Annotated in this window: 8 protein-coding genes and 1 tRNA gene; 8 read left to right on the plus strand and 1 reads right to left on the minus strand. The window is 43.1% G+C overall.

Annotated elements, in window-relative coordinates; all coding sequences use genetic code 11:
* Positions 1 to 38 precede the first annotated feature (38 nt).
* Positions 39 to 123 (plus strand) — tRNA-Leu (locus tag R7P64_RS23875).
* Between the two features lie 246 nt (positions 124 to 369).
* Here R7P64_RS23875 and R7P64_RS23880 read toward each other — a convergent pair.
* The gene (locus tag R7P64_RS23880; RefSeq protein WP_005381066.1) at positions 370 to 1,653 is read right to left on the minus strand and encodes a carbohydrate-binding protein; all 1,284 of its coding nucleotides are present in this window, start codon (positions 1,651 to 1,653) and stop codon (positions 370 to 372) included.
* Positions 1,654 to 1,900: 247 nt separating this feature from the next.
* On the opposite strand from R7P64_RS23880, the gene R7P64_RS23885 reads away from it, so the two are divergent.
* From R7P64_RS23885 to R7P64_RS23915, 7 genes are all read left to right on the plus strand, one after another.
* Positions 1,901 to 2,206: a PTS sugar transporter subunit IIB gene (locus R7P64_RS23885; RefSeq protein ID WP_025767645.1), complete on the plus strand. Its 306-nt coding sequence runs from the start codon at positions 1,901 to 1,903 to the stop codon at positions 2,204 to 2,206.
* A gap of 88 nt (positions 2,207 to 2,294) precedes the next feature.
* Positions 2,295 to 3,629, plus strand: a complete 1,335-nt coding sequence (locus tag R7P64_RS23890) for a PTS sugar transporter subunit IIC (RefSeq protein WP_005381064.1) — start codon at positions 2,295 to 2,297, stop codon at positions 3,627 to 3,629.
* A 51-nt stretch (positions 3,630 to 3,680) separates the two neighbouring features.
* On the plus strand, positions 3,681 to 3,992 hold the full coding sequence (locus R7P64_RS23895; RefSeq protein WP_031777269.1) for a PTS lactose/cellobiose transporter subunit IIA: 312 nt from the start codon (positions 3,681 to 3,683) through the stop codon (positions 3,990 to 3,992).
* A gap of 12 nt (positions 3,993 to 4,004) precedes the next feature.
* A complete protein-coding gene (locus R7P64_RS23900; RefSeq protein ID WP_151514325.1) occupies positions 4,005 to 5,327 on the plus strand; it encodes a 6-phospho-beta-glucosidase in 1,323 nt (440 codons plus the stop codon).
* A gap of 18 nt (positions 5,328 to 5,345) precedes the next feature.
* Positions 5,346 to 6,101, plus strand: coding sequence for a chitin disaccharide deacetylase (gene chbG, locus R7P64_RS23905; RefSeq protein ID WP_005385547.1), 756 nt, complete (start codon positions 5,346 to 5,348; stop codon positions 6,099 to 6,101).
* 104 nt (positions 6,102 to 6,205) lie between these two features.
* On the plus strand, positions 6,206 to 7,204 hold the full coding sequence (locus R7P64_RS23910) for a LacI family DNA-binding transcriptional regulator (RefSeq protein WP_005381031.1): 999 nt from the start codon (positions 6,206 to 6,208) through the stop codon (positions 7,202 to 7,204).
* Between the two features lie 130 nt (positions 7,205 to 7,334).
* Positions 7,335 to 8,588, plus strand: a complete 1,254-nt coding sequence (locus R7P64_RS23915) for an HD-GYP domain-containing protein (protein ID WP_005381029.1) — start codon at positions 7,335 to 7,337, stop codon at positions 8,586 to 8,588.
* The last annotated feature ends 324 nt before the right edge of the window (positions 8,589 to 8,912 follow it).

The following is an 8,912-nucleotide window of genomic DNA, read 5'->3' on the forward strand; positions in this document are numbered from 1 at the left end:
GTATAATGCCAACCATCAAAGGGCAATAGCCCAAAGATGCCGGTGTGGTGAAATTGGTATACACGACGGATTCAAAATCCGTTGCCTTCGGGCGTGGCGGTTCAAGTCCGCCCACCGGTACCATATTAGAAAGGTCGCTTTTATAGCGGCCTTTCGTCGTTTTAGGTGTTCGTAAATATCAAAAGAAAGTTAGCGTTGCCTTCGCGGTGGCGGCAGGAATGCCAGTCCAATCAACTCCGTCCACCGGTACCATATTTTAAGACAGAGCCTCGATGAAAGTCGGGGCTTTGTTGTATCTGGATCTTCAAAACAAAAAAGCGCGAGGGGTATGCCTCGCGCAAACTACTACATGGTGATAGTAAGAACAGCCTATAGAGCTGTGAACAAGGTATTCTGAGTGTTCGGAGTCCAGTCTGCTTGGGACACGTGCGGTACATCAACTAGATAACGCAAACCTTGATAAGTCACTACATCGCCTTGTTTATAGGAAACATTCTGAGTCCAGTTAGTGGCTGGGTCCGCATTTGTCCAAAGGCTAGAGGTTGGAGACGGTGCCCAATCTTGTTGCGCAGTATGGTTTGTTACAGCCTGGTATACAGTACCTAGGTGTAAGACGTAATCGCCAGCGTCGTAGTTATGACCAACTTGCCAGTTCGGTGTGTAGTTATCCATTGTGTCGAAGTCATAACCCGCTTGTTTTGCTAACTGTATAAACTTAGCGAGCTTAGGTAGGTTTTGCGTTGCACCCATGCCACGCTTACCATCTTCAAATAGGAACTCGTGAGTTAATACGATAACTTTATCGGCGTGTAAAGGTGTACCACATGGGAACTCTTGAGCTTTGGAGTTGATCGGGTTAATCGTTGTTGGTGCACAAGTGTTTAACGCGGAATCCACATATCCAAGAAATGCTTCTGCTTCTGTAAGGCTGTTTGCTGGCATTTCAATGCCCCAATTTTCGGGTGCCCAGTCCACATCCCAACCGTGAGTTTGATAGCCGTTATTCGCTAGGATATTTTGAACCTCGATAGCTGCTTTTACACTGTTGGATGGGTTGGATGTATCGCATACATATCCTGGTTCCCAAGGTTTCAGGTCATCAGACGTGGCACATAACCCATCTGCTTTGAAGTCTTTCGTCACGCGCCAACCGTTGGTGTAGGGCAGTCTAGCAAACTCTGTTGCCTTGTAGTTCGGGTAGCTTGTAATGTTCGGCAAATACTTTGCTAACACAGATAAGTTTTCCGTAAACATTGAGGCATCGTAAACAGGGTCTTGATACGAGTTAAGCTGGTGGTCCCCGGTCGCATTACACTCCGCAGCACTGTTCGGTCCAAACTCATCCACGCAGTTGTGCACCATGTGATCGTAACTGTGGTTCGCAACAATATGACCAGTGTCTAATGCGAGCTTTAAGGCTTCTAGGGAACGGTCTTCATTCTCATCACCAATTCCATCTAAATGCCAAGCATTAAAGTAAAACGTCGCTTTGATATCTTCCTGGTTAAGTACTTGAATAACGTCAATAGATGCATTGATTGGTCCATCATCAAACGTTAGATAAATTGTGCCTTTAGAGTCGGTTTGAGCAAATGAGTGTTGTGATAGTGCGGCACTTACAAGCGTTGCAATAGCCAATTTATTAAATTTCATTCTCTATTCCTTTTAAGAAATTAATAACGACGTTGTCAGTAGTAAAATATTGATAATTTGAAACTTAATGTGATGTCTTAAATTATTTTATGACTTTTATCCTAGACCTAAATAATTACAAAAAAATAGGTGGTATTTTCTAAATTGGGATTGTGTTCACGAATAATGCAACCGGTTGCGCTTTTTTGTCTTGGTTATTTTTGCTACAGTTTTTGTAGGTTGAAATTTACACAACGGGAGTAAGGCTATGAAAAAGATCCTTTTATGCTGTAGCGCAGGGATGTCAACCAGTATGCTTGTTAAGAAAATGGAGCAAGCTGCTGAAAATAAAGGAATTGAATGCAAAATTGATGCGATGTCAGTGAATGCATTTGAAGATGCAATTAAAGAGTACGATGTTTGTCTTCTCGGGCCTCAAGTACGTTTTCAGCTAGAAGAGCTAAGAAAAACGGCGCAAGAGCATGGTAAAAACATTGACGCGATTTCTCCTCAGCATTATGGAATGATGAAGGGAGAGGAAGTACTAGAGCAAGCATTAGAATTAATTAACTAAACCATAGTTTTAAATTAAAAAAGATAACTGTACATCAAATATAAATATTTGATGCGGGATTCTTTTGCCTAAAATAAGGATGGATTCTATGAAGCTTTATGACGCAATTATAGGCGCAGTCGAAAAGCATATAGCCCCTATAGCAGCTAAAGTGGGGAATCAGCCCCATGTTCGCGCAATGAGAGACGGTTTTATTGTCGCAATGCCGTTTATTATTGTTGGTAGTTTCATTTTGATTTTTGCATTCCCCCCATTTGCCGAAGATACAACCTTTACTTTTGGTCGAATTTGGCTCGATTTCGCCACTACACATTTTGATACCATAATGATGCCCTACAACATGTCGATGGGGATCATGACCATTTTTGTTTCGCTGGGCGTTGCTTATAGTTTAGCGAAGGCTTACAAGATGGATGGGATCACGAGTGCTGTATTGTCACTAATGTCTTTTTTACTCATAGCGGCCCCAGCTAAAGATGGCGCTTTGTCTATGTCTCACATGGGCGGAACCGGGATCTTCACCGCAGTGATGTGTGCATTTTTCTCGGTGGAGCTCTACCGTTTTATGAAAAAGCACAATATTACGATTCGCATGCCAGAGCAGGTGCCACCGGCGATTGCGCGATCATTTGAAGTATTGCTACCAGTCTTAGCGATATTCATTACCTTATATCCACTTAGCCTTTTCGTACAAACCCAGTACGACATGCTGATTCCAGATGCTGTTATGGCTATCTTTAAACCGCTAATTAGTGCGTCTAACTCATTGCCTGCCATTATTGGCGCTTTATTGCTTTGCCAGCTGCTTTGGTTTGCGGGTATTCATGGTGCTGCAATTGTTGTTGGACTGCTTTCTCCAATCTTTTTGACCAACATTGGTGCCAACATTGAAGCCTTTGTTGCAGGTGAACCGATTCCAAACGTATTTACTCAACCGTTCTGGGATTTTTACATCTTTATTGGCGGCTCTGGTGCAACACTTGCTCTTGTTATGCTGATGTCGTTTAGCCGTTCTGTTCACCTTAAGAGCATTGGTCGAATGAGTGCGGTGCCTGGCTTTTTCCAAATCAACGAACCAGTGATCTTCGGTAGCCCAGTTGTGATGAACCCGACCTTGTTTATCCCGTTCGTCTTCGCTCCAGTCATCAACGCTACGATTGCGTATTTTGCTGTGCATGTCGGCTTTGTGGGTATGGGTGTCGCTACAACACCTTGGACAACACCGGCACTGATAGGTGCTTCGTGGGGTAGCGGTTGGACCTTTGCGCCAGTATTGCTCGTCATTGGTTTATTGATTCTTGATCTAATCATCTACTTCCCATTCTTCAAAATGTTTGAGAAGCAAATGTTGGAGCAAGAACTACCAACGACGAAGGAAACTAAAGGTGACACGCAGCCGTCAGGCGAAGGCGTTACTGCTTAACTGTGCTTAATGGGCCGCAATTACCGCGGCCCGATTTTCGGAGAGAAAATGATGGAACAAGAATTGGTTGTGATGGAGATCATTTGCAATGCTGGTGAAGCCAGAAGTTTAAGCTACGAGGCATTGCGTTTATCTCGAGAACAAGATTTTGAAGCGGCTGACGAGAAGCTCTCTCAAGCAAGAGAGTGCATTAATAAAGCCCACTTAATACAGACTCAGCTTATTGAAGAAGATCAGGGAGAAGGGAAAGTCCCGATGACGTTAGTGATGGTGCATGCTCAAGATCACCTGATGACTACGATTTTGGCTCAAGAGATGGCTGTAGAAATCGTCGCACTGAACAAAAAAATCTCGAACAAGTAAAGGGGGATGAAAATGTCTAGAGAGGCGATCAAACTTGCCATTATTGGCGGTGGTAGTAGCTATACCCCGGAATTGGTTGAAGGGGTTATTAAGCGCTTAGAATATTTACCCGTTAAGAAAATCCATTTTGTGGACATTGAGTCAGGAGCTGAGAAGCTTGAGATCATCAAAGGATTGGCTCAGCGAATGGTCGATAAAGCCGGAGCAAAAATTGAGATAAAAGCCGGTTTCGATCGCCGTGCTGCGATAAAAGATGCGGATTTTGTGATGACGCAGTTTCGTGTTGGTGGCCTTGCTGCACGCGCTAACGATGAGCGAATCCCAATCAAGTACGACGTCATCGGCCAAGAAACAACGGGCCCTGGTGGTTTTGCTAAAGCACTGCGAACCATTCCGGTCATTCTTGATATCTGTAAAGACATTGAAGAGTTGGCTCCAAACGCATGGATGCTCAATTTCACCAACCCAGCGGGTTTAGTTTCCGAAGCGGTCAGTAAGTACACCAAAGTAAAGAGTATTGGTTTATGCAATGTGCCCGTTTCAATGGAAATGATGATTGCAGAAATGATGGAGTGCGAGCCAAAAGAGCTACAACTTGAGTTTGCTGGGTTAAACCATCTCGTGTGGGTACACAAAGCATGGCTCAATGGGGAAGATATTACTCAAACGGTATTAGAGAAAGTCGGTGATGGTGCCAACTTCAGTATGAAGAATATCTGGGAAGAGCCGTGGGATCCTGCATTTCTAAAAGCACTGGGGGCGATACCATGTCCTTATCATCGCTACTTCTACCAAACTGATGCCATGCTTGCTGAAGAGAAACAAAGTGCCGATGAAAAAGGCACTCGTGCTGAGCAGGTAATGGAAACAGAAAATGCGCTATTTAAGCTCTATCAAGATCCTACCCTCGATCATAAGCCGAAAGAGTTAGAGGAGCGGGGTGGTGCTTATTATTCTGATGCATCACTGAACCTAGTTGATTCAATTTATAACAATCGTAATAGTATTCATGTTGTTAACGTTTTAAATAATGGAGCGATCAACGGCCTACCTGACGATGCTGTGATTGAATGTAGTGCGGTGATTGGTAGCTGGGGGGCGAAACCTCTTGCGGTTGGCGAGTTGTCAAACAATATCAAAGGATTACTCTATCAAGTTAAAGCGTATGAGCAGCTAACAATAGAAGCTGCTGTCGAAGGTAATTATGACAAGGCGCTTATGGCATTAACCAATAACCCATTGGTGCCTGACATTGGCCGCGCCAAGTCAATCCTGGATGATATCCTAGCGGTGAACGCTCCGTATTTACCTCAATTTAAACTAACGACGTTGTAGTACTAAGGAAGGACGCCAATGAAAGTCATTTTTAATGCTGATGATTTTGGTTTAACGAGAGGTGTAAATAGCGGCATCGTTAAAGCTCACCAGCAAGGTGTGGTTCATTCAACCACCATGATGGTGGGTATGGATGCTGAGCAACATGCCTTAGAACTAGCTCGCCATAATCCAGACTTGAAAATTGGCGTTCATCTTAGGTTTACAGCAGGTGTGCCTATAACGAAGCATCCTAACTTGACCAACGGCCGAGCGCACTTTATTAACTATGACGAACTTTGGAGTAAGCAGGACTTCGAAACTCAGGTCGTTTATGATGAAGCAAAAGCTCAGGTGGAACATTTTTTATCGCTTGGGTTAGAGCTAAGCCACTTAGATAGCCATCATCACGCGCATACTCACCCTCAAATTTTGCCCGTTATTAAAGAAGTAGCGAATGAATACCGAGTGCCACTGCGGGGCACTGGCTTGTGTCAAGAATCGATGACAATCAGGTATATCTTTACTGATGAGTTTTATGATCAAAAAGTGAGCTTGGATGGCTTAATGGCACATCTATTGAGCTTAAAAGCTGACTATGACTTGGTTGAGGTGATGTGCCACCCGGCAGAGGCCGATCAGGCGCTTATCTTAAAGAGTGGCTATGCGCTTCAGCGAGAGCTAGAGTTACAAGTTCTTACCTCTCCCATTTTAAAAGAACAGTTAGCTCATCATGGTATAACTGTCACGGATTACTCTGAGCTTGTTTCTACCAATCAAATGGTCGGTGTATGATTAAAGGCTGCCAGCTTCGCCCCCTATAGCACCTTACGAATTGCTGGCAGCCGTTCTACACAAACGAATATTTAATAACAATTGCAGTTGGACCCAATAGCATTATGGCAAGGATTAAAGATGTAGCCGAACTCGCCGGTGTAAATCGCTCTACCGTTTCTCGAATTATTAATGGAGAGGGGAAATTTCGCGAGGAAACTCGAAAAAAAGTAGAGCAAGCTATGGCGCAATTGAATTATCGTCCCAGTGCAATTGCTCGTTCACTCGCAACCTCATCCAGTAATATGGTTGGGTTATTGGTGACTTACTATACGGGGGGCTTCTTTGGCGAGATGATGGAGCAGGTTCAGACCGAGCTGGATATTCATAAGAAGTTTTTGATTACAGCTCAAGGCCATCATTCTGCACAAGGTGAAAAAGAGGCAATTCAGCGTTTTAATGATTTACGTTGTGACGGCTATGTACTTCATAGTCGTTATTTGTCAGATGATGACTTACGTGAACTAGCTAAACAGCCTACACCTTTCGTTCTCCTGGATCGCTACGTGGAAGGAATAGAAGAGCGTTGTGTTACCTTTAACCATCATCATGCAAGCCGTATTGCCGTTGAGCACCTTTTAGCTGGTGGTCATCGAAAGATTGCTTGTATTGCCGGTCCATCCCAACGTCATAACAGTGTATTGAGAAAGCTTGGGTATATTGATGCAATGAAGGATGCTGGTATAGATATTGATGAAAGCTGGTGTGAAGAAGGGAATTATGGTCGGCAAAGTGGTTATGATGCAATGGCTGCAATTTTACAACGACACCCTGATGTGACGGCTGTCTTTTCGTGCAGTGAAGAAATGACGGTTGGCGCAATGCAGTACTTACACGAGCACAGTATTTCTGTACCAGAGCAAATCTCATTAACTAGCTTTGACAGTGTTGATCTTTGTGAAAGTCTTTACCCTACAGTATCAGCAGTGCACTTTCCTATCAGTGACATGGCCCGTGTAGCGGTACAAACGTTAATGGGGCTAGTCAAAGATCAAGAAGTAATAGACAAGCCAGTGTTCGAGGCCAAGCTTAAAATACGCAAAGCAGATCGCTCCTTAAAGTAGCTTACTTCTATCTAATTAAGTGAGTCGCTTAGAAATAACAGTTTGATGTTTTGATAGTTACTGATGAATTTATTCACAAAATTTACTAGTATTCTAACTCTCTTAAGAAATATAAATCAGTAGTGAATAAGTGGCAGCCATTAAACTAACGGTCGATCGTATTCAACCCGGATTACATATCCGTCTTCCGCTAAAGTGGAACGATCACCCCTTTCTACTCAATAGCTTTAAGATTAAAGACCAAGAGCAAGTCGAGATGATCCGCCACCTCGGCGTAAAGTTCGTTTACTTTAATCCAGAGCAAAGCGATGCCGTTCCACTCCCTGTTGATCAAAGACAAGCTGACAGAGTAACAAATGAAGCGTCGTTAGATCATGAAACTCAAAAAATGTGGCAAGAAAAACAGAACCGCATAGAAAAGTTAAGTGCATACCGTCGACGCGTGATTCAGTGTGAAAAAGAGTTTGAGCGCTCTCTGGCACGTATGCGTTCAGTCATGACTAAAATCCGTAACCGTCCGACAGCAGCAGTTGATGAAGCAAAGCTTCTTATTGAAGATATCGTCGAGAAGTTAATGTGCGATGATAATGTTACGTTACATCTGATGAACGGAAAAAATGAGTTTGAAGATATTTATTTCCACTCATTGAACGTGGCTGTTATCTCGATGATGATTGGCCGTGCTAAAGGGTACTCAGCAGCACAGTTGAAAGAGCTTTCCTTCTCCGCACTATTCCATGATATCGGGAAAATAAAAATCCCGACTGCAATATTAAGAAAGCAACTACCTCTAACAGAGCCAGAAACCAACTACTTAAAGTTGCACACTAAATATGGCGTCGATCTTGCGAGTCAAATCGAGGCTTTTCCCGAAGTCGCGAGAATTGTGATCGCGCAGCACCATGAGCTAAGAGATGGATCTGGTTATCCTAAAGGCCTGAAAGGAGATGAGATCAACGAGTTTGCTCAAATTATTGCTGTAGCCAATGCGTTTGATAACTTGTGTCATACCCCGATAGTCTCAGACCAAAAGATTCCTTATACCGCACTCTCTCATTTATATAAGAACTGTAAACACCTATATAAAGAAGAGAACCTGAACATCCTAATTAAGTTTATGGGCGTGTTTCCTCCGGGTACCGTAGTTCAGCTTTCTAATAATATGGTCGGCCTGGTTATCTCAGTGAATGCATCGCATTTATTATTCCCGAATGTCTTGGTTTACGATCCATCAGTACCAAGGACGCAAGCGCCAATCATTGATCTTGCGTCAAAAGATATAAAGATAGTTAACGCGATTCATCCGTCAAAATTACCGGATAAAGTAAAAGAGTATCTAAATCCGCGTTCGCGTATTTCTTATTTCTTTGATAGCGATGAGTAGTTATCCACAGCTTTTTGTGGGTAAATTGTATAAATCCTGAGTGTTATTTCTGGGTAATTTTGGGGTTGGATGGAAAATATCCATTTGGCATGTTTTTTTAGAAAAAATGCATTTTTAGTATTGCCAAAGAAAATCTTCTCCCTATAATGCGCATCCATCGACACGGCAGACGTCACAAGGCTTCAGCAGGGTCGAAGAGGTAAAAAGCTTCTACAAAAAATTAGTTTAAAAAAGTGTTTGACACTAACAATTAAATCGCTAGAATGCACCTCCGCTTTGAGAGAAAAACTTCTCGCAAAGCAAGCTCTTTAACAATATAGACCT

This window comes from Vibrio sp. 2304 (assembly GCF_033339475.1).
GTDB lineage: Bacteria > Pseudomonadota > Gammaproteobacteria > Enterobacterales > Vibrionaceae > Vibrio > Vibrio alginolyticus.

Bases quoted from the DNA above. Each gene is read 5' to 3' on its own strand.
- chbG (WP_005385547.1), top strand. From the start codon at position 5,346: ATGAAAGTCATTTTTAATGCTGATGATTTTGGTTTAACGAGAGGTGTA.
- R7P64_RS23910 (WP_005381031.1), top strand. From the start codon at position 6,206: ATGGCAAGGATTAAAGATGTAGCCGAACTCGCCGGTGTAAATCGCTCT.
- R7P64_RS23880 (WP_005381066.1), bottom strand. From the start codon at position 1,653: ATGAAATTTAATAAATTGGCTATTGCAACGCTTGTAAGTGCCGCACTA.
- R7P64_RS23895 (WP_031777269.1), top strand. From the start codon at position 3,681: ATGGAACAAGAATTGGTTGTGATGGAGATCATTTGCAATGCTGGTGAA.
- R7P64_RS23890 (WP_005381064.1), top strand. From the start codon at position 2,295: ATGAAGCTTTATGACGCAATTATAGGCGCAGTCGAAAAGCATATAGCC.
- R7P64_RS23900 (WP_151514325.1), top strand. From the start codon at position 4,005: ATGTCTAGAGAGGCGATCAAACTTGCCATTATTGGCGGTGGTAGTAGC.
- R7P64_RS23885 (WP_025767645.1), top strand. From the start codon at position 1,901: ATGAAAAAGATCCTTTTATGCTGTAGCGCAGGGATGTCAACCAGTATG.